The organism is Pseudarthrobacter oxydans (assembly GCF_013314975.1).
GTDB lineage: Bacteria > Actinomycetota > Actinomycetes > Actinomycetales > Micrococcaceae > Arthrobacter > Arthrobacter oxydans.
The window spans coordinates 15582-35597 of sequence record NZ_JABTYH010000030.1 but is presented as its reverse complement, the minus strand read 5'-3'; the positions used below and the strand labels follow the sequence as shown (position 1 = coordinate 35597).

Annotated in this window: 14 protein-coding genes; 3 read left to right on the top strand and 11 right to left on the bottom strand. The window is 64.6% G+C overall.

The window, feature by feature from the left end:
* Nucleotides 1-17: 17 nt before the first annotated feature.
* The 3 genes from HTS88_RS17145 to HTS88_RS17135 are packed head-to-tail and all read right to left on the bottom strand — an operon-like array spanning nt 18 to nt 6877.
* Nucleotides 18-4871, bottom strand: a complete 4854-nt coding sequence (locus tag HTS88_RS17145; RefSeq protein WP_174180463.1) for an NAD-glutamate dehydrogenase — start codon at nt 4869-4871, stop codon at nt 18-20.
* A gap of 57 nt (nt 4872-4928) precedes the next feature.
* Complete coding sequence (locus HTS88_RS17140; RefSeq protein ID WP_174180461.1) at nt 4929-6236, bottom strand: CpaE/TadZ family protein; 1308 nt, start codon at nt 6234-6236, stop codon at nt 4929-4931.
* Nucleotides 6233-6877: a hypothetical protein gene (locus tag HTS88_RS17135; RefSeq protein WP_174180459.1), complete on the bottom strand. Its 645-nt coding sequence runs from the start codon at nt 6875-6877 to the stop codon at nt 6233-6235. The genes HTS88_RS17140 and HTS88_RS17135 overlap by 4 nt, the downstream gene beginning before the upstream one ends.
* A gap of 148 nt (nt 6878-7025) precedes the next feature.
* Here HTS88_RS17135 and HTS88_RS17130 point away from each other — a divergent pair, with 148 nt between their 5' ends.
* Nucleotides 7026-7241 (top strand): helix-turn-helix domain-containing protein, encoded by a 216-nt coding sequence (locus HTS88_RS17130; RefSeq protein ID WP_045729765.1) that lies wholly within the window; start codon nt 7026-7028, stop codon nt 7239-7241.
* Nucleotides 7242-7281: 40 nt separating this feature from the next.
* Here HTS88_RS17130 and HTS88_RS17125 read toward each other — a convergent pair whose 3' ends face one another.
* The gene (locus HTS88_RS17125; protein ID WP_174180451.1) at nt 7282-7854 is read right to left on the bottom strand and encodes a hypothetical protein; all 573 of its coding nucleotides are present in this window, start codon (nt 7852-7854) and stop codon (nt 7282-7284) included.
* 96 nt (nt 7855-7950) lie between these two features.
* Here HTS88_RS17125 and HTS88_RS17120 point away from each other — a divergent pair, with 96 nt between their 5' ends.
* Complete coding sequence (locus tag HTS88_RS17120; RefSeq protein WP_174180449.1) at nt 7951-8922, top strand: LysM peptidoglycan-binding domain-containing protein; 972 nt, start codon at nt 7951-7953, stop codon at nt 8920-8922.
* A gap of 50 nt (nt 8923-8972) precedes the next feature.
* Nucleotides 8973-9470, top strand: a complete 498-nt coding sequence (locus tag HTS88_RS17115) for an Rv3235 family protein (RefSeq protein WP_174180446.1) — start codon at nt 8973-8975, stop codon at nt 9468-9470.
* 89 nt (nt 9471-9559) lie between these two features.
* Here the strand turns inward: HTS88_RS17115 and secA are convergent, their stop codons facing one another.
* The 7 genes from secA to mtrA form a co-directional block, all read right to left on the bottom strand.
* A complete protein-coding gene (gene secA / locus HTS88_RS17110) occupies nt 9560-12298 on the bottom strand; it encodes a preprotein translocase subunit SecA (protein ID WP_174180444.1) in 2739 nt (912 codons plus the stop codon).
* A gap of 84 nt (nt 12299-12382) precedes the next feature.
* Nucleotides 12383-13612 (bottom strand): winged helix-turn-helix domain-containing protein, encoded by a 1230-nt coding sequence (locus HTS88_RS17105; RefSeq protein WP_174180442.1) that lies wholly within the window; start codon nt 13610-13612, stop codon nt 12383-12385.
* Nucleotides 13613-13644: 32 nt separating this feature from the next.
* Nucleotides 13645-14370 carry a ribosome hibernation-promoting factor, HPF/YfiA family gene (hpf, locus tag HTS88_RS17100; protein WP_104184996.1) on the bottom strand — a complete coding sequence of 242 codons (726 nt, stop codon included), beginning with the start codon at nt 14368-14370 and terminating at the stop codon, nt 13645-13647.
* 144 nt (nt 14371-14514) lie between these two features.
* Nucleotides 14515-15315: a ComF family protein gene (locus tag HTS88_RS17095; RefSeq protein WP_174180440.1), complete on the bottom strand. Its 801-nt coding sequence runs from the start codon at nt 15313-15315 to the stop codon at nt 14515-14517.
* A 225-nt stretch (nt 15316-15540) separates the two neighbouring features.
* The gene (locus HTS88_RS17090; protein ID WP_174180438.1) at nt 15541-17259 is read right to left on the bottom strand and encodes an LpqB family beta-propeller domain-containing protein; all 1719 of its coding nucleotides are present in this window, start codon (nt 17257-17259) and stop codon (nt 15541-15543) included.
* Entirely contained in the window at nt 17256-19001 is a 1746-nt protein-coding gene (mtrB, locus tag HTS88_RS17085) for an MtrAB system histidine kinase MtrB (RefSeq protein WP_217432689.1), read from the bottom strand. Before mtrB ends, HTS88_RS17090 begins: the two co-directional genes overlap by 4 nt.
* 139 nt (nt 19002-19140) lie before the next feature.
* On the bottom strand, nt 19141-19815 hold the full coding sequence (mtrA, locus tag HTS88_RS17080; RefSeq protein ID WP_174180435.1) for an MtrAB system response regulator MtrA: 675 nt from the start codon (nt 19813-19815) through the stop codon (nt 19141-19143).
* Nucleotides 19816-20016: the final 201 nt, after the last annotated feature.

Below are 20016 nucleotides of genomic sequence, written 5' to 3'. Positions count from 1 at the left end.
TTTCGACGCCGGACTTGCTAGCGTCGGACGATTGACCTCAAGAGCCTCAATGCTACCGACAGTGAAGCCATATCGTCGGCCTCGAGCGAATTCACCTCATCGAACATGCTCTTCGCCCTGGTGAGCTGCTCGGCATTCCGGGCTTCCCAGTCCTTCAGGCGCGACTCCGGCGAGTCGGCGGCGGCAGTGGCATCCAGCACCGCCGTCGTCATGTCCGAGATGGTGGAGTACAGATCATCCCGCAAGGCAGCCCTGGCCAGCGCCTGCCACCTGTCCTGCCGGGGAAGGCTGCTGATCCGTTCCAGCAATGAATCTGCATGGAACCGGTTGAAGACCGTGTAGTAAACGGCCGCGATCTCTTCCACCGGGTCCTTGCGCACGTGGGCGATCTTGGCGATGTCCAGCAGCACGAAGCTTTCGAAAAGCTCTGCCCAGCGCAGGGCCAGAGCTTCCGGCAGCTCCCACTCGCGTGCGTTTTCCAGCCAGCTGGCCACGCGTTCCCGGTCATCGCCGCGCAGGTAGTCCAGCAGGCGCCCGCGCATGGGTTCCATTACCGGTTTGAACTCGGATACCACGTCTGCGATGGGCCGCGACAGTGTTCCCTGTCCCAGGAGCCAGCGGACAGCCCGGTCCAGCAGCCGCCTGATGTCCAGGTGGACGGTGCTCCAATGCTCCGTGGGGAAGGACGCCGGGAGGCTGTTCAGTTCGCCCACCATGGTGTCCAGATCGTAGACCTCCCTTAGAGCAACAAACGCCTTGGCCACGGCCACTTCGCTGGCGGACGTTTCCTCCATCACCCGGAAGGCGAACGTAATGCCGCCGAGGTTGATGATGTCGTTGGCAACCACCGTGGCGATGATTTCGCGGCGGAGCGGGTGGGTGTCCAGCTCGGCATCGAAGCGTTCGCGCAGCTGCGCGGGGAAGTAGGCGCGCAGCGTCTGCCTGAACCAGGGGTCGTCGGCGAGGTCGCTTTCCCGCAGCGCTGTTGCCAGCTCGATCTTTGCGTATGCTGCCAGCACCGAGAGTTCAGGTGACGTCAGTCCCTGCCCCTGCTGCAGCCTCTCCTGCAGGGTCGCCGTAGTGGGAAGCGCCTCAAGGTCCCTCTTCAGGTCGGCTTTCTTCTCCAGCCAGTCCATCAGCCGTTCGTAGCTGGGGCTCCACTCGGCCACCCTGGTCCGGTCATTCAGCAGCAGGATGTTCTGGTCGATGTTGTCTTCGAGAACCAGCCGGCCCACTTCGTCAGTCATCGACGCCAGGAAGCCTGCACGTTCCTCGGGCGACAGCTTCCCCGCCGCCACCATGCGGTCCACGAAAATCTTGATGTTCACTTCATGGTCGGAGCAGTCAACGCCGGCGGAATTGTCGATGGCGTCAGTGTTCAGGATGACGCCCTGCAGAGCAGCTTCAATGCGCCCACGCTGCGTCATGCCGAGGTTTCCGCCTTCGCCCACCACCTTGACGCGCAGGTCCCGGCCGTCGACGCGGATCGCGTCGTTGGCCTTATCCCCCACCATCGCGTTCGTTTCGGTGCTCGCCTTCACGTACGTACCGATGCCGCCGTTGTAAAGCAGGTCCGCGGGGGCCAGGAGGATCGCGCGGAGGAGTTCCGGCGGGCTGAGTTCGGTTGTTTCGGCCGGCAGGCCAAGCGCGGCACGGACCTGGGCTGATACCGGAATGGACTTGGCCTGACGGGCAAAGACGCCGCCGCCCTCACTGATCAGCGACTTGTTGTAGTCATCCCAAGAGGACCGGGGCAGCTCAAACAACCGCTGCCGCTCCACGAAAGAGGCTTCCTCGTCGGGGTTGGGATCGAGGAAGATGTGCCGGTGGTCGAACGCGGCGAGGAGGCGGATGTGCCGTGAGAGGAGCATGCCGTTGCCGAACACGTCGCCGGACATGTCACCCACGCCCACCACGGTGAACGGCTGGGTCTGGGTATCCAGGTCGAGCTCACTGAAGTGGCGCTTCACCGACTCCCAGGCGCCGCGGGCGGTGATGCCCATAGCCTTGTGGTCGTACCCCACGGAGCCGCCGGACGCGAACGCGTCCCCCAGCCAGAACCCGTACTCCGCAGCCAGTCCGTTGGCGATGTCCGAGAAGGTCGCGGTGCCCTTGTCCGCAGCCACCACGAGGTAGGAATCGGCGTCATCATGCCTCACAACGTCCGACGGCGGCACAAGCTTTTCGCTGTCACCCTCGGTGACCAGGTTGTCAGTGATGTCCAGCAGGCCCCTGATAAAGGTTTTGTAGCTTTCGATTCCTTCCGCCATCCACGCGGCACGGTCTGCAGTGGGGTCCGGCAGTTGCTTGGCGAAGAACCCGCCTTTGGCCCCAGTGGGCACGATGACCGCATTCTTTACCGTCTGGGCCTTCACCAGCCCGAGGATCTCGGTGCGGAAATCCTCGCGGCGGTCGGACCAGCGCAGCCCGCCGCGGGCCACCTTGCCAAAGCGGAGGTGGACACCCTCGACGCGCGGCGAGTAGACCCAGATCTCGAACATCGGGCGCGGGAACGGCAGGCCCTCGATCTGTGATGGATCGAGTTTGAAGCTCAGGTGCGTCCTGTCCTGGTAGTAATTCGTCCGCAGCGTAGCCTCGATCAGGTTCACGAACGTTCGCAGGACCCTGTCGGCGTCGAGCGTTGCCACCTTCTCGATGGAAACATCCAGATCCCTGCGGACAGAGGCCTGCGCCTCGGCCCGCTCGTCGTCGCTCAGGGACGGGTCGAAGCGCGCAGCGAAGAGGGCGTTGAGCCCCTTCGTAACCCTCGGGTTGGCCAGGAGGGTGTCTGCCATGAACCCAAACGAGTTGGTGTTGCCCATCTGGCGCATGTACCGCGCATAGGCCCGCAGCACGGTGACCTGCCTCCATTGCAGGCCTTCCCTCAGGACCAGCCGGTCGAAGCTGTCCGATTCGGATGCACCGGTGACTGCCGCGCCGAAGGAATCGGCCAGCAGTTGCCCGGTTGAGAGCGGATCCACCTTGGCCGGGTACTTCAGGCCGAGGTCATACAGGAAGAAGTCGCGGCTGTCCGCGGTCTCAATCTCGAACGGCCGCTCGTCCAGGACTTCCAGGCCAAGGTTATGGAAGTACGGGAGGATCTGGCTGAGGCTCTTGGGTTCAAGCATGTAGAGCTTGACGCGTGCGTCTTCCTCCAGCGTTGCACCCGCCCCTTCCGGAAGGTAGACGTGGACGCCGGGCTTCTCCTGCACAGTACCCTCGGACCGTTCCGCGGCGGCGCCGTACTTCTCGAAGCGCGCAATGTCTTCGAGGGCGTCCTCCACTTCGTAGTCCACGCGGTAGCTGGCCGGGAATGCCTCGGACCAGATGGCGGCAAGCTCCTTCGCCTCGGGAACGTCGCGACTCTCGCGCAGCACCTCTGCGATGCCTTCGCTCCACGAACGGGCGGCTCGGACAAGCCGCTTCTCAAGTTCCACGGTGTTCACGCCACTGAAGTCCGCATTCTTGGGCAGCCGGATGCGGAAGAACAGCCGCGCCAGCGCCGACTCCGTCATGCGGGCCTCGTAGTCGATGGAAACAGCCTGGAACGTTTCGCGGAGTTCCTGCTCGATGCGGAGCCTGACGTTGGTGGTGTACCTGTCCCTGGGGAGGTACACGACGGCGGACATGAACCTTCCGTAGATGTCCGGCCGGAGGAAGAGCCTGGTGCGGCGGCGCTCCTGCAGCTTCTGGATCCCGAGGGCCGTTGCGGCCAGGTCCTGGATCTCGATCTGGAACAGCTCATCCCGGGGGTAGGTTTCCAGGATCCCCAGCAGGTCCTTCCCCGAGTGGGAGTCCGGCGGGAAGCCGGCGCTCTTGAGCACTGCATCCACCTTTTCCCGCACGATGGGAATGTCCCGGACGGAGCCGGTGTAGGCGCTGGTGGCAAAGAGTCCAATGAAGCGGCGCTCCCCATTGACGTTGCCCTCGGCGTCGAAGCTCTTGACCCCGATGTAGTCCAGGTACGCCGAACGGTGGACGGTTGACCTGGAATTTGCCTTGGTGATGACCAGGGCGCGCTTTTCCCGCGCTTTCTTCCGGCCTGTATCCGTCAGGTGCTGGATGTGCGGCGAATCCTCAGAATCCCGAAGCAGCCCCAGGCCGCTGTTGTCACGCAGTTCCAGCACGTCTTCGCCGTCGACGTTCACCAGGTCATACTCCCGGTAGCCAAGGAACGTGAAGTTCCCGTCGTCAAGCCAACGCAGAAGGTCCTTCGCCTGCCGCAGCTCCGCGATCTGTGCAGGGTTTGCGATCTGATCCAGGCTTTCAGCAATCTGGATGGCCCTCTGACGCATCTTCGGCCAGTCCTCGACAGCGGCGCGGACATCCTTGAGGACACGTTCCAGGCCCTCAAGGAGGGCTGCCTTTGCCTCCTTGGAAACACGGTTAATCTCGACGGCGATCCAGGACTCCATATGGGAGGCATTTTCGCCCTGGGCAATCAGGTGCGAAAGGCTGGGCATGGCAGCCGTGTCACCGCTGGATATCCCGAGGTGCGCGGGGACCCTGTTGACCTTTGTAAGCTCGCCGCTTTCCCGGTTGCGCGTCGCCACGAACAGTGGGTGGATTACCAGCTTGATGGCGGCATGCTGCCGGACAAGTTCGGCGTTCACGGAATCGACCAGGAACGGCATGTCATCGGTGACAACGAAGACGACGCTGCTGTCTTCCTCGTCCATGATGGCGATTTTTGCCTCGCCCCTTTGCCGGACCGAGGCAACGTCCCGGTGATGGTCCGCCCGTGCCACCAGCACGTCCCGCGGGTAGGCCCGGGCGTCCTCTTCGGCTAGGTGCTGGTAGTAGTCCCCAATGAAACTCTCATCGCCTTCAATGGAAAGGGGCTGATCCTCCACGCTGGATCCAGACGACATCGACAAACGCCTCCATCACGAAATATTTGCTGCACCATTGCAGCTCTTATGGCGAGCCTAGTCCTTCACCCGGCGCCTTGCTGTGGAAGAAAAGACAGAGGATTTTCTTTTTTGTTGGGCGGGTGCACAAACGAGTTCCCGGATGGCGTGGCGGAGCGGGGAATCGGGGGCAGCTTCGAGCAGGAGTGAGCCTCCGAGGAGGGCCGCGTCCGCAGCGGCAGCGTCGTGGGGCAGGAACCCTTTCAGTGCGGACGCCGGGCCATACCGTTCCCACGCGTCCCTCAACTGGCGTTCCGGCCCCCTGCCCACGGCGGAAGCACGCACCCTGTTCAGGACGACAATGGGCGAAACACCGGGAACAGCCTCTTCCAGTTCGGCGAGACCGCGCACCAGCCGTGGAACCCCGACCGGATCTGCTGCGCCGACCGCGTAAACCGTGTCGGCCAGCTCCAGGGACCGCAGCGTTGCCGCGTTCCGGCGCGGCGCCATCGTGTCGAAGCTGATCTCCTCATCCGCTTCAAGGCAAAACCCGGCATCCACCACCACCATTTCAGCTATGTCCCGTGCGCGGTCAAGGACGAGCGCGAGGGCTGAGGCGCGAAGTTCCGTCCAGCGGTCCGCGCGGGTGATGCCCGTGAGCACCCTGAAAGTACCGGACTTGGTGGCCACCGGGGCTGCAATCTTCTCCAGGGCCTGCCGATCCAGCAGGCCCTGGTCCGCGAGGCGGCAGGCCTGCGCCAGTCCAGCGGATTCATCGAGGAGCCCGAGCACGGCTGCAATGCTGGCGCCATAGCTGTCAGCGTCGACAAGAATCACTCTTTTCCCATCCGCCGCCAGCTCGCCTGCCATGTTTGCAGCCAGGGTGGTCCGGCCGGGCGCCCCAGCAGGACCCCAGACAGCAATGATCCTCCCCGGCCCGGGTTCATCCGGGCCGGGAGACGGCTCATCCGGGACCGGCTTCAGCGCTTCGCCCGGATCGGCCGGACTGCTCCTGGGGGCAGTGCGTGGTCCCGATCCCGACAGTTGGGACACGGCCTCGGCAATCCGGTCCGACAGAACAGCGGACTCCACGCCGGTCACCGCGGAAGCTACCCCTATCGCCCGCAGCCTCGCCGCTTCATCGGCGTTGTCCGTCAAGGCAACAATGGCCACTCCAACAGCTGAGAGCCGGTCCACCAGCGAGGACGTCAGCCCTTCGGACCCTTCCGCTACGACCGCCGCCCGCGCTAGCCCGCTTTGGCATGCGGCAAGAAGTTCGGGAAGTTCCGTACACCTCCTGACCACGGTGACCGGCCCGTGCAGCCGTTCCAGCCCTCCGACCAGATCTTCCCGGCTCTGGCCAACGGTGACCACCGGAATACTCATTTGGCGCCGCCGCCCGGGTTCCAGACCACCGCGATCTTCGCCCCGTTGGCTTGGGCCCCCAGCAGCGCAGGCATGTGGCTGTCCTCCACCAGCACCATCAGGACGGTTTTCTTCGACGACCCCAGTGCCGTTGAGCCGGCCGTCACCTCCGCGATCTCTGCACCTGACAGGAGGAGCTTCGGCTCGCTGAAACCGTTGCGGGCGTCCGGCTGGGCAACCCAGACGTCCACCCTGGCTCCTGCTACTGCCTGCGCCGGGAGGGTTTCATCGATGGAGAGCGCTACCGGCTTTCGGTCGAGTTCATCCACCGCGCCAAGGCTGGCACGGGGAACCAGCTGGTCCCTTCCGATCCGCTGAACCGCCACGACGCCCTCAGGGAGCCCCGACTCCGCCGTGATGTACTGGCTCTCCGTGTCACCCAGGCGCACCTTCGCGCGCACCACATTTTCCTCGGTCAGCCGCTCCCCGACAGCGATACCGTCCCGTGCTGCGAAAACTTCCGTTGTCCGGTCCGCGCTGCCGACGAGGAAAACCACACCAGCCACGGAAACCAGGACCAGGAGGATACCCGCCAGCAGCCGGGGATCCTTCCAGGACGGCCGCTTCAGCCTTGCCGCTGTGGCAGATACTTCAGGCACCATCTCGTCTTCTCCCCCTGTAAGCCGGCCCTGCTCGCCGTGTCACCCTCATTGTTACCGGCGGGAAGCAGGAACAAAAGTCATCACTGCAAACCACGCCAAACTGTGGATAACGGCAGCACCTGCGTCCATTCGATGGCAAAATGGAAGCATGCCCAGGTTCCTTACGCTCGCAGATGTCGCCGAGCAGCTCCAGATCAATTCTCCGGCGGCGTACGCACTGGTCCGCAGTGGTGAACTGAAAGCCATCCAGGTTGGCGGAAGGGGTCAGTGGCGCGTGGAAGAGAAGATGCTCGAACAATACATCGAGGAGCGCTACGCCGAGGCAAGCCGGATGATCCAGGAGTCGAAGTCCAAGTCCGTCTGAAGCCCGCGTTGTTTCTTCACCAGCCCAGCGGATAAGGCCACTAAAGTTCGCCGGACCGCCTGGACCTGATGGCTGCCAGGGACGCGAAGGGGATGACAGATACCTGGTTGACCTGGCTACTGCGGCGGGACTCCCCTGGAGTGTAGACGGCCAGGTCCAGGTGGTCCTTCCCCACCCTGTCAATCACTCCCGTGAGTCTGACAGGCCCGGAACCCTGCCCCCTTAGTGTTAGGGACAGTTCGGCGCGGTCCCTCGCGAGACCGCGCAAAGCGTGGGCAAGTCCAATACCCCTGCGCACCTGTGACGGCTCTGCCACCGCCATCCGGCCCAGCCCTTCGTACCACGTGACCGATGCGTACGGAATAAGAACCTGGTGCTGCTCCTCGTCCAGCACAAGGGCATCCGCGCCTGCATGGCTCAGTGTGCCCCGGAAAACTTCCCCGCAGTCGAGATGAGCGGCGAGCCGGCAGCGAAGCGCGCCCCGCAGCCTGTCCGCGAGCTCTGCAGTGACCATCTCAGCCCGGGTGCGCTCATTGATTTCGGCATCAAGCGCCAACCGCTCCGACTCAGCAAATTGGCTTTCCATGTCGTTGAAAAGGGAATCCCAGCGCATTGCGCCAGACTAGGGCGGCGCAGGAGAGCGGTCAACCCGAAGAAACATCTCTCCAGCGTATGGACAAATCTCGATCATCGACCGCAAACTGGGTTTATGCAAACCAAACTGCATCAAACTACATCAAACGAGGCGGATAGTGCCGAGGCAGAGGCTGCCGGACGGCCCGCTGACCTCCTGACAGCGCTGGGTGTGCTGCTCCTGGGCCTTACTCTTTGCTTCATCGGGTCAGGCCTCCTTAGGCAGCTGGGGGACGCTTCCGCCCGGAAACAGGAAGCGGGAGTCGAGGAACTCCTCGGAGTAGCCGCAGCTGCTGCCGGCGCAGGCATTGTGGCGTGGTGGATCCTGTCACTGGCAGCCGCTGCCGTCACGGCCATTCTTGAGCGGAAGGGCCGTCCCCGCGCCGCAGCAGCCACCCGCAGGCTTTCGCCCGCGTTCATGCAGAGGCTGGTACTGGGCACACTGTCCGTCCACCTTCTGGCTGGACCGGCAGCCCATGCCGCAGTCACCGGCCCGGGGCCTGAATGGGCTCCGACGCAAAGACAATCCTCCTCGGCTCCTGCCGTCGCTGCCACCGAAGGACCCCCAGGAGGGGAAGCGGGCACACCCGGCGCAGCCCCTACTCAGGGCCATACCCCGCGGACCAGCGGTGTGCCGCTGACCACCGCACCGGAAAACGCCACCGCACCGGAAAAGGCCGCTGAACCGGAGCCGTCCACCGCACCGGAACAGGCCCCTCTACCGGAACCGGCTGGAGCGCCGGCAGCAACTCCCCCGTCAACCTTCCACCCCGGCTGGCAGCCTGCCATACCTGTCACAGACCCGGGAATGCTCGCGGCTCCGGCCCACCGTGCCGCTGAAGGGGATGCAGGCCACCGGGACGAGGCTGTCACCGTCCACGCCGGAGACACCCTGTGGGACATAGCGGCCCGTCATTTGGGACCCGGCGTTTCGGACGTGGCCATCGCACGTCAATGGCCCCGCTGGTACGAGGCCAACCGGGGAGTCATCGGACAGGATCCCGATGTCCTGCTTCCGGGGCAAATTCTTCAGCCGCCGCCGGCTTAACGCCACTAGCCCAGCCCGGACCAGATGCCAACACAGTAAGGGGAAGACCAATGACTGCAGCAACACCACTACATGCCGTTCGGGACAGGACTGCTTCCGGAGCAGCAGAGCCGGACCAGCCATCCCACGCGCAGTCTGCAACTGCGCCAGCGGTGCCTTTCCGCGACGGAGGTCCGGCACCTTTGCGCCCGGTCGACCCCCTGGCGGAAGTCCGCGCGATCACCCGCGGCACAGTACAGGCGGCAATGGAAGTCCTCGCCGGCATCAGGCCGATCCATCAGCTCGCACGACGACTTGACCCCCGCTGCCTTGCCGCACTGCAGCACCGGGCGGCATTGATTAGGCGGGAAATTACCCGGACCGGCAATCCGGCGCTCGCCCGGCTTCACCGCAACTCCACGGTCCGCTCCGTCCGCGTCTGCGAAGTCCGCGATGGCGTCTACGAAGGCAGCGCGGTGGTGGTGGACGACGTGCGCGCACGTGCGGTAGCCGTCCGGCTGGAGCGGAGCAAACAGGTGTGGCGGGTGACCGAACTTGTCATCGGCTGACACGAAACAGAGGGCAGGGCCGGGAACACTGTTCCCGGCCCTGCCCTCACGATCCTGATCCAAGCCGCCACTGGCGGCTCACTCCACCGTCAGCGGCGCTTCTTCTTTGCCGGACGTTTGGCCGCGTCCTGCGCTGCCGCCTTGGCCGGATTTCCCGACCTGCCCGAGGAGCGTGTCTCCACCCGGGTCTGCGTTCCACCGGTTTCGCTGGGGGCAGTGTACTGCAGCTGGGCCGGCTTCTCCGGCGCTTCGAGCCCGGCAGCGTGAACCTGCGGCTGCACATGCTCGGTGTGTCCGCCGGCGTCGTCCGCGACCACCACGTCCTGGGCGGGCGTGACTTCAACCTCGAGGTTGAACAGGAATCCGACGCTTTCTTCCCGGATGGCTTCCATCATGCCCTGGAACAGGATGAAGCCCTCACGCTGGTATTCCACCAGCGGATCACGCTGGGCCATGGCGCGCAGCCCGATGCCTTCTTTGAGGTAGTCCATCTCATACAAGTGTTCCTGCCACTTACGGCCAATGACGGAGAGGACCACGCGGCGCTCAAGTTCGCGCATGCTTTCCGAGCCCAGGGCCTCCTCCCGCGCCTGGTACACCAGCCGCGCGTCGGAGAGCAGTTCCTCCTTCAGGAACTCCACCGTGAGCCTGGATTTGCCGCCGGCCTCCTCGATGATCTCCTCCGGCGTGACGCTCACGGGATACAGGGTCTTGAGGTTAGTCCAGAGCTGGTTGAAGTCCCAGTCGTCGCCGTTGCCTTCTGCCGTTGCCGCGTCGATGAGCGCGGTGACAGTGTCTTCGACGAAGAACTGGACTTTCTCGTGCAGGTCGTCGCCTTCAAGGATCCGCCGCCGGTCACTGTAGATTGCCTCACGCTGGCGGTTGAGGACGTCGTCGTACTTCAGGACGTTTTTGCGCTGTTCGGCGTTGCGGCCCTCCACCTGGCCCTGCGCTGAGGCGATAGCCCGGGATACGAGCTTCGATTCCAGGGCGACGTCGTCGGGCACGGAACTGTTCATGAGCCGTTCCGCGGCGCCGGAATTGAAGAGCCGCATGAGGTCATCGGTCAGCGACAGGTAGAAGCGCGACTCGCCAGGGTCGCCCTGGCGGCCGGAGCGTCCGCGAAGCTGGTTGTCGATGCGGCGTGATTCGTGGCGCTCGGTTCCCAGAACGTAGAGTCCGCCAAGGTTCAGGACTTCCTCGTGCTCGTCCTTGACCGACTGCTTGGCAGCTTCGAGTGCTGCCGGCCAGGCGGACTCGTACTCCTCGGAGTTCTCCTCAGGATCTAGCCCGCGCTTGGCAAGCTCGGCCACGGCGGTAAATTCAGCGTTGCCGCCGAGCATGATGTCCGTACCGCGGCCGGCCATGTTGGTTGCCACCGTGACGGCGCCCTTACGTCCGGCCTGGGCGACGATGGCAGCTTCACGTGCGTGGTTTTTCGCGTTGAGGACCTCGTGCCGGATGCCTTCCTTGGCAAGAAGGCGGGACAGGTATTCGCTCTTCTCGACGCTGGTGGTGCCCACCAGGACCGGCTGGCCCTTTTCGTGGCGTTCGGCGATGTCCCGCACCACGGCGTCGAACTTAACCGTTTCGTTCTTGAAGACCAGGTCCGGCTGGTCGATGCGCTGCATGTCGCGGTTGGTGGGAATGGCCACCACGCCCAGCTTGTAGGTGCTCATGAATTCCGCTGCCTCGGTTTCGGCAGTACCGGTCATGCCTGAAAGCTTCTGGTACATACGGAAGTAGTTCTGCAGCGTCACAGTGGCCAGGGTCTGGTTCTCGGCCTTGATCTCGACGCCTTCTTTGGCCTCGATCGCCTGGTGCATGCCCTCGTTGTAGCGGCGGCCGGCGAGGATGCGGCCGGTGTGCTCGTCGACGATCAGGACTTCCCCGTCCAGGATGACGTAGTCCTTGTCCCGCTTGAAAAGTTCCTTGGCCTTGATGGCGTTGTTAAGGAACCCGATGAGCGGTGTGTTGGCGGACTCGTAAAGGTTTTGAATACCGAGGTAGTCCTCCACCTTCTCGATCCCGCTCTCCAGGACGCCGACGGTACGCTTCTTTTCGTCGACTTCGTAGTCCTTGTCAGGCTGAAGCCGGAGGACCACCTTTGCGAATTCGCTGTACCAGCGGTTGGTGTCCCCCTGCGCCGGCCCGGAGATGATGAGCGGCGTGCGGGCTTCGTCAATGAGGATGGAGTCCACTTCGTCGACAATGGCGAAGTGGTGTCCGCGCTGGACAAGCTCGTTCTTGTCCCAGGCCATGTTGTCGCGGAGGTAGTCGAACCCGAATTCGTTGTTGGTGCCGTAGGTAATGTCAGCGGCGTACTGCTGGCGACGGACTGCGGGATCCTGGTTCGAGAGGATGCACCCGCTGCTCAGGCCAAGGAAACGGTAGACACGTCCCATGAGGTCCGACTGGTACTCGGCGAGGTAGTCGTTCACGGTGATCACATGGACGCCCTTGCCGGTGAGAGCGTTCAGGTAGGCGGGAGCGGTCGCCACCAGGGTCTTGCCTTCACCGGTCTTCATTTCCGCGATGTTGCCCAGGTGCAGGGCGGCGCCGCCCATCATCTGGACATCGAAGTGGCGCATCCCCAAGGTCCGCGAGGAAGCTTCCCGGACGGCGGCGAACGCTTCCGGAAGCAGGTCATCCAGTTTCTCACCGTCCTGGTGCCGTTCCCTCAACCGGTCGGTTTCCTCCCGGAGTTCGGCGTCCGTGAACGTCTTGAACGAATCTTCCAGGGCATTGATGGAGTCGGCATAGTTCCGCAGTTGCCGGAGGGTTTTTTTATCACCGGTGCGGAGAAGTTTTTCGATAAGTGATGCCACGTGAAGATGCTCCCAGTCGTTGCCGCCGAATTCTGGCGTTTTTAGTCTACGGGAGAGACACCGCCGAGGTGCCCGTTTGTTCCCTCAGAGCGGATAGTCCGCTTCGGTTCGTACGGCACGTGCGAGGCCGCCGGCCAGGTCGCCAACGGGGAATACTTCCACCTCTGGCAGGCCCAGCCAGCCGGCCATGAGGCGGAGCTCTGCAGCAAGTTCGACGGCGGTGTCCGGCGGGGCGCCAGGTTCGGCGAAGGAGGACCTCACCAGAAGTTTTCCTGCCTTTCGGTCAGCCTTGAGGTCCACCCGCGCCACGATCCTGTCCCGGAGGAGGAAGGGAAGGACGTAGTAGCCGTACCGCCTTTTGTTCTCAGGAGTATAGATTTCGATCCGGTAGTGGAAGCCGAACAGCTCTTCAAGCCGCCGGCGTTCGAATACCAGTGAATCGAAGGGGCTCAGCAGCGCGCGGCCCGTGGCCCGCCGGGGCAAAGTTGCGTCAGCGTGGCGGAAGACGGCGCGGTCCCAGCCCGGCACGGTCACCGGTTCCAGCCTTCCCTGCTGCACAAGATGCGCGACGGCGTCCGCTGCCGCCTTGACGGGCGTGCGGAAGTAGTCCGCGAAGCACCGCACGGTTCCGATGCCATGGGCCTGCGCGGCGGCGTCGATCAGGCGGTGCATCGCCCCGGCCCTGGCGTCGGCGCCTGCTTCCCCGACGGTAAGCTGCGGCAGCACCTTGGCAGCCAGCGTGTACCTGCGCTCGAACTGTTCCGTCCGCGACGCAGCGCAGACCGTGCCGTCCTCAAACAGGTGTTCCAGCACCCTCTTCACGGCATTCCAGTTCCAGCCCCAGTTCGCCGTCTGCGTTTCCTCGACGTGGCCTATCCGGGCAGTCAACTCAGCAGCGGTCAGGGGGCGGGACCGTGCGAGGGTGTCGAGGATACGCCCGGTGATGTCGGCACGAAGCCCGGGGTCCATGCGGGACGCACCCACCCAGGTCCGTTTCTGCCACAACAGGAGGTCTGCATAGTGTTCCGGCCGGATGTAGCTGGCCTCGTGCGCCCAGTACTCCACCATGCGCCGAGGATGGACGGCGGACATCCGCTGGAGGATCGTGCGGTCGTAGTGGCCGAGCCGGGAAAAGAACGGAAGGAAGTGGCTCCGGGATACCACATTGACGGAATCGATCTGGACGAGCTGGATCCGGGCAAAGGTGCGGCCCACCGTCCGTGATGTCACGGGGCCGGCGGGCCGTCCTTTGTCGAGTCCCTGCGCTGCCAAAGCGATCCGCCGTGCCTGGTCCAGGCTCAGCGTCGCCGGCACATCAGTCCTCTCTGTTGATGGTTTTCACCAGCCTAGGCGTTGGCCGGGGTGTCGTCCGAGCGGTATGCAAGGACTTTTTCCTCCACCACGGTGTCTCCGGGTTCGCACTCGTGGTCCAGGGTGATCACCCCATAGGTCCAGCCGCGGCGGCGGTACACGACGGACGGCGTGTTGGTGGCCTTGTCGACGAAGAGGTAGAAATCGTGGCCCACAAGTTCCATGTTGTCCACGGCGTCGTCGAGGGAGAGGGAAGCGGCGGGAAAGACCTTGCGCCGGATCAGGACCGGGGAATTGCCGGCCGGAATGTCGTTGTCCACATCATAGGGAGACTTGTCTTCGGGGGCGGCCACGGCCTCGTTCCGGTGGCTTGCCTCGACGTAGAGGGGCTCGTTCGGGCTGGCGGGTTCGAGGGAGGCGGTAGCTTCGCGGACAGCCTTGGGTGTGTGCCGTCCATGGTGGACCTTCTTGCGGTCCTTGGCGCGCCGGAGCCGTTCCAGCAGTTTGTTGTAGGCGAGGTCGAATGCTGCAAACTTGTCAGCGGCGCTGGCCTCAGCGCGGATCACGGGCCCCCTGCCCAGGACTGTCACCTCAACGGTCAGCTGATCGCCGGTCTGCCGGGCATTGGTCTCCTTGGAGACTTTCGCATCGACCCGCTGGACCTTGTCCCCAAGCGATTCGATTTTCGAGATTTTTTCCCCGGCGTATTCGCGGAACCGGTCTGAAACTGTCAGATTTCGTCCGCTGATCATAAACTCCATGGTGCCCTCCAAATGACTTCGGTGACACGACGGCGGCGCTTCCCTGGGCCGATCTGCCTGACAGTCGAGCCCCTCTCCGAGCCGCCATCGAAAGGTACATTCTGTTCTTGGTACCCACCACCGACGTTAGTTCATAGGCACCCGTTATTCATCCTTTCCCGGTTTATTTTTTTCTAAGTCATGGCAGGTTCCGCGGGCCTGCGCGGGTGCGGCGGTGCAGCCATCGGCATCCGGCGGGCGTGTCGCCGCGAGCACAACGGCGCCCGCCACCTGCGCCCCGGCCGCATGGAGGGCCCGGGCTGCCTCAGCCAGCGTGGCTCCGGTGGTCAGCACGTCGTCGATGATGATGCAGGGGTATCCGGCGACCTTGTTCCGGAACCGCCGGCGGACCCGCATGGAACCGCGCACGCGCTGCGCCCGGGCACCCCGGCCGAGGCCTTTTTGCCCGCCGGGCAGCTGCAGTCCTGGTCCGCGTGCCTTCGTGAGGACGTCTGCAACACCCGGCCCCGGCAGCCGGCCTGCCGCGCCGCGCAGGAGCAGCTGGACGGGGCTGAAGCCACGGTTCAGATATGCCCTGGTACTGGTGGGGACAGGGACCAGGAGGAAATCCCTCGAACCCTCCGTAGCCGCCCGGACCGCTCCGCCCAGAGCTCGTCCCAGGCTTCCCTTCAGCTGGTGCTGCCCATGCCTTTTGAAGGAGAGCAGCGCCTGGGCCAGCTCTTCGCGGTACACGCCGGCGGCCACCACCGGAAGCAGCACCGTCCCCGCCACGTCCATCAGCGCGGGGGCTCCGCTTTCCGCACGGAACGGGGACGCGGTGAGCCGCCGGATGTGGCGGTCGCACCGGATACAGAGCGCCCGGTCTTCGGCGCCGCAGCACACGCAGTCCACGGGAACTGCCAGGGAAAGCAGGTCCGCCCCCGCGCCCGCGAGCTGATCCAGCATGCGAAAGACTGTGTTGCCGTGGTCTGCCCTGTGCCTGGCGCTGAACCAGGGAGGCGGGGTGAGGTCGGGGTCCAGCCGAACAGGTACCGCTGCCCTGTCAGGCAATCCTGTTCTGGTGGCCACTCCCTGACTTTCCACCCGGTAGCGGTGCCATCACAGCACCCAGCTGCCGTATGTGGACAAATCCCGGAAGGCCGGACCCGGCCCAGCTGCCGGGACAGGGCCTCAGCCTGGAAATGAGGGGTCGGTGGGGCCCTTAATCTGGGGGGACCATCCGTTGCCGAGGCGCTGGAAGATGCCCTCTGCCGACTGGGCATAAATGTCCTCAGGCCCGTTCCCGGCGCTCAAGGCAACGAGGCCCGGCCAGGGCGCCAGCTGCTGCGGCTGCCCGGAGGCGAGTGACAGCAGCTCCGGCGTGACGTTCGACGCCGCTGAGCCCTTCATGACCGCGATGGTCGTATCGGTGACCCACGCGCCCTGGTCGGGGTCACTGCCGGTTGCCAGGGTAATGGGCGGCGTCAGCTCCCGGGGTGTCCCGTCGCCGCCGCGGATAATGCCGGTCACCTGGACCCGGGTTTTACCGTTCTGCTCCGAAATCACCAGCGCACGGACCCCTTCCCTCGAAATCCGGAACTCTTTGACAGTCCGGCCGGCCAGCCAGGCCGGCGTCAGGGTGACCGAGGGTACGGTGGCCCCCTCTGCGATACCGGCCGGGCGGTAAGCCACCACTTCGGTGTCCCCCGAGCCTCCCGGGCCGGCCGACCAGACCCATTCATTGAGGCCGAAGGACGGCCGGCTCAGGGTACTCCTGGTGGTGAGTGCCCTGGCCGGCTGGCCCGGGCTGATGCTGTACAGCGTGGTCCGGCTGTCATTGAGGAAGGCAGCCGACTGCGACACGGGAGATTCTGCGGGAAGCCTCGGGTTGAGGGAGGACACGGGCTGCATATCGGGCAGCGGTGAAACCCTGTTGTTTTCGTAGCGCACCAGGTCGTTGCCGCTGATGGCAATCTGGCGGGACGGCACGTTCTTGTCCTGCACCGGCGGAAGCACGGACCCGTCGTCTTCCACCCGGACCAGGTCCTGGTTGGCGCGCAGCTCGACGTTGACGACGTCGGGCTGGCTGCGGAACGTCAATGTCAGCTGCATCTGCATCCGCAGCCGGTCCTCCGGCGACGTCTCCATGAGTTCCTTGGCCGTGAGGTCAACCTGAGCGGCACCGGAAACCACCGGGACCGACTCGCGGGCCAGCTTGATGCCGGAGGGAAAGGCGCTTGCGACGGCGCCGCGCAGGTAGGGAGCCGGTCCGGCCAGCAAGGCGCTGGTCATCGCCTTGACCGTCTTGTTCTTGATGAACCAGCGCACATCCGGGACCGCGAACGTAAAAGAGGGATCGTAGAAGTAGATGGGGAATGCGCCGTAGATGACCTTGAAGGTTTCCTCCGCGATGGCGGTGCCGTCCGGAATGGCGGAGATCCTCCACTCACCGTCCACCTGGGTGACGGTCACCGGGATGTTTTCAATCGTTCCTTCCGGTGACTGCGTGGCGATCCCGTCAGCATCCACGGTGTAGGCGACGTCCAGCTCATAGTTGTAGACGTTCTCGGTGCCGGTTGCCACCACCCGCGCTTCCCGGTAGACAAGGGCACGCTGGTCCGGTTTCCAAGACACGGAAGAGGCCTGCGTCAGGTACTGCCGCGCCACCGCGTAGTCGTCTTCATAGCCGCTGCCTGCCCGGTAGAAGTAATCGATGATGGTCTCAGGCGAGGCGCCCGGCTGTGGCGCGGCCGGCAGGAACACCGGCGCGCTGAGGTTCCCTGCGCTGCCCTCGCTGCTTTTGCCCACCGGCCCGGACGTGGGGATTCTGGCACAGCCGGCCAGCAGGACGAGCAGGAGGACCAGCAGGGAAGCGGACAGTTTCGCCTGTCGGCGGGCATGGCCCGTCATGTTCTCTCCTCCTGGGCAGGTCCCGTTCCGGCCGGCGCGCCTGTTCCCAGGACCAGCATGTTGCTGGTCCCCGGCTCTCCGGGCATCACGATGTCCTCCGGCTCGAGCTGGACCGGCGATTTGTCGATTTCTTCCCCCTGGCGCAGGGGCAGCGTCAGCCGGAAGTTGGCGCCGCTGCCTTTCTTGCCCCATGCCTGGAGCCAGCCGTTGTGCAGCTTTGTGTCCTCCATGGCGATGGACAGGCCAAGGCCGCTGCCGCCGGTGGTGCGGGCGCGGGCGGGGTCGGCCCGCCAGAAACGGTCGAAGACGCGCGCTGCCTCTGCGGGCGCCATTCCGATGCCGTGGTCCCGGACGGCAATTCCGACGGCGGTCTGGCTGGCTGCGACCGTGACGGTGACAGGCCTTCCTTCGCCGTGCTCCACTGCGTTGAGGATCAGGTTCCGCAGGATCCTGTCGATGCGCCGTGCGTCCATCTCCACGATGATGGCACCTTCGGGTGCCCTGAGGACAATCTCCGAACCGTATTCCGCGGCTACCGGGGCAGCGCCTTCGATGGCATGTGCGACAACCTGCAGGATGTCTTCGGCTTCGGCATCGAGCACTGCCACACCGGCATCAAAGCGGGAGATTTCAAGCAGGTCCGACAGCAGCGACTGGAAGCGCTCAACCTGGTTGTAGAGCAACTCTGCGGAGCGCTTGTTAATGGGGTCGAAGTCGTGGCGCGCGTCATACAGGACTTCCGCCGCCATCCGGACTGTGGTCAGCGGTGTGCGCAGTTCGTGGGAGACGTCGGAGACGAACCGCTGCTGCATCTGCGAAAGGGTTGCCAGCTGGGTGATCTGCTCCTGGAGGCTGGCTGCCATGTGGTTGAAGGATGCACCCAGGCGGGCAACTTCGTCTTCTCCCCGGACCACCATCCGTTCCTGCAGCTGGCCGGCAGCGAGCTTCTCCGACACCATGGCGGCGTGGCTGACCGGGCTGACGACGTTGCGGGTGACGTACCAGGCGACGGCGCCGATCAGAAGGACCAGCACGGCGCCGCCGGCCCAGAGGACACTCTGGATCTCATCCAGGGTCTGCTGCGCGGTATTCAGGTCGTAGATCAGGTACAGCTCGTAGACGGTGCCGTTAAACGTCACCTTGTTGCCCACCGCAATGCCGGGGCGGTCTTCGGTGCCCACCGGAATGACGGTGGAGGCCCAATACTGGTCCTTCCCCGACTCCTGCACGGCCTTGCGCAGTTCGGGCGGGATGACGCTCACTGTCAGCTGGTCCGAGGCCCGGGATTCGACCCAGCGGTTCCTGGGCTTGGTCTGTTCCGGCATGGCCTCAAAAACATACCTGCGCTGGATGACCGAACCCCGGCCTTCCACCGCGTTGAGGGTGTCGTAAACCAGGGTGATGACACTGGCCTGGTCGGTGACCTGCGCGCCGTCGAACGTGTCCTGGACCTGCTTGACGTGGTAGCTGGTTTCAGACTCTGCCTGCGCCAGCCGCTCCTGGAAAAGGTTGTTGGCGATCTGGTTGGACAGATAGGCACCCACAACCGCGAACGAAGTGACGGCCAGGAGGAGTGTGGTGAGGACAGTGCGGAACTGCAGCGACCGGCGCCACCGCCGGTGAAGGGACCGGCCGATGAAGCGCAGCGCCGGCAGGAACCGCCGGAATCCGGTCCTGACCAGCCGTGCAACACGCAGGCTGACGATCAGGGCGCGCCGCTGCCAGAGATGGGCGCGGAACATCAGGTCCCGGAAACGGGCGCTGGCGGCGTCGGTGTGTTCGGGCCCAGGGGGCAGGCCGGCCCCGCCGGAATGTCCGGCGGCGGAGTTGCCCGCGGGAGCGGGCGCGCCCTCACCGGGCGCACCGTCCTGTGCCGCGGGTTCAGGCCCCTGCTTTGTAGCCGACACCACGCACCGTCAACACGACTTCCGGAGCTTCCGGATCCTGCTCGATCTTGGACCGGAGCCGCTGGACATGGACGTTCACCAGGCGCGTGTCAGCAGCATGGCGGTAGCCCCAGACCTGTTCGAGCAACAGTTCCCGGGTGAACACCTGCCACGGTTTCCGTGCCAGGGCCACCAGGAGGTCGAACTCCAGGGGCGTCAGCGAAATCCGGTCGCCGCCCCGGCTGACCGTGTGTCCGGCGACGTCGATGGTGATGTCCGCGATGCGGAGGGTTTCCGGGGCCTTCTGGTCGCCGGGGCGGAGCCTCGCGCGGACGCGCGCCACCAGTTCAGCCGGCTTGAAGGGCTTTGGCACGTAGTCGTCGGCGCCGGACTCAAGTCCGCGGACGACGTCGGACGTGTCCGACTTGGCGGTGAGCATAACGATGGGAACATCCGACTCTCCCCGGATCTGCCGGCAGACCTCGATGCCGTCCACGCCCGGAAGCATGAGGTCCAGCAAAACAAGGTCCGGCCGCGATGACCGGAAAACGTCGAGCGCCTGGGCGCCGTCCGCGCAAAAGACCGGCTCGAAGCCGTCATTGCGGAGGACAATTCCAATCATTTCGGCCAGCGCTTCATCATCGTCTACCACCAGAATGCGTGCCTTCATAGTTATATATTCCCTTATCAGGATGGCTTTGTCCTGTTCAGCGCCCTCCGGCATGGCGGAGCGCTAGGATGCCCGACGCCGGAACTATAGGCTGGTGCCACGCCGGACGTTTCCAGCGCCACGCCGGGATTGCGAAGCCGGCGCCAGGCCGACGGCGGACTGGATGGGGGAAGGAACATCGTGTCAAAGGATTCCGACGCG

Coding starts and splice junctions, on each gene's coding strand:
- HTS88_RS17145 (WP_174180463.1), bottom strand. CDS start 4,871: ATGTCGTCTGGATCCAGCGTGGAGGATCAGCCCCTTTCCATTGAAGGC.
- HTS88_RS17140 (WP_174180461.1), bottom strand. CDS start 6,236: ATGAGTATTCCGGTGGTCACCGTTGGCCAGAGCCGGGAAGATCTGGTC.
- HTS88_RS17135 (WP_174180459.1), bottom strand. CDS start 6,877: ATGGTGCCTGAAGTATCTGCCACAGCGGCAAGGCTGAAGCGGCCGTCC.
- HTS88_RS17130 (WP_045729765.1), top strand. CDS start 7,026: ATGCCCAGGTTCCTTACGCTCGCAGATGTCGCCGAGCAGCTCCAGATC.
- HTS88_RS17125 (WP_174180451.1), bottom strand. CDS start 7,854: ATGCGCTGGGATTCCCTTTTCAACGACATGGAAAGCCAATTTGCTGAG.
- HTS88_RS17120 (WP_174180449.1), top strand. CDS start 7,951: ATGCAAACCAAACTGCATCAAACTACATCAAACGAGGCGGATAGTGCC.
- HTS88_RS17115 (WP_174180446.1), top strand. CDS start 8,973: ATGACTGCAGCAACACCACTACATGCCGTTCGGGACAGGACTGCTTCC.
- hpf (WP_104184996.1), bottom strand. CDS start 14,370: ATGGAGTTTATGATCAGCGGACGAAATCTGACAGTTTCAGACCGGTTC.
- HTS88_RS17095 (WP_174180440.1), bottom strand. CDS start 15,315: ATGCTGGATCAGCTCGCGGGCGCGGGGGCGGACCTGCTTTCCCTGGCA.
- HTS88_RS17090 (WP_174180438.1), bottom strand. CDS start 17,259: ATGACGGGCCATGCCCGCCGACAGGCGAAACTGTCCGCTTCCCTGCTG.
- mtrB (WP_217432689.1), bottom strand. CDS start 19,001: ATGTTCCGCGCCCATCTCTGGCAGCGGCGCGCCCTGATCGTCAGCCTG.
- mtrA (WP_174180435.1), bottom strand. CDS start 19,815: ATGAAGGCACGCATTCTGGTGGTAGACGATGATGAAGCGCTGGCCGAA.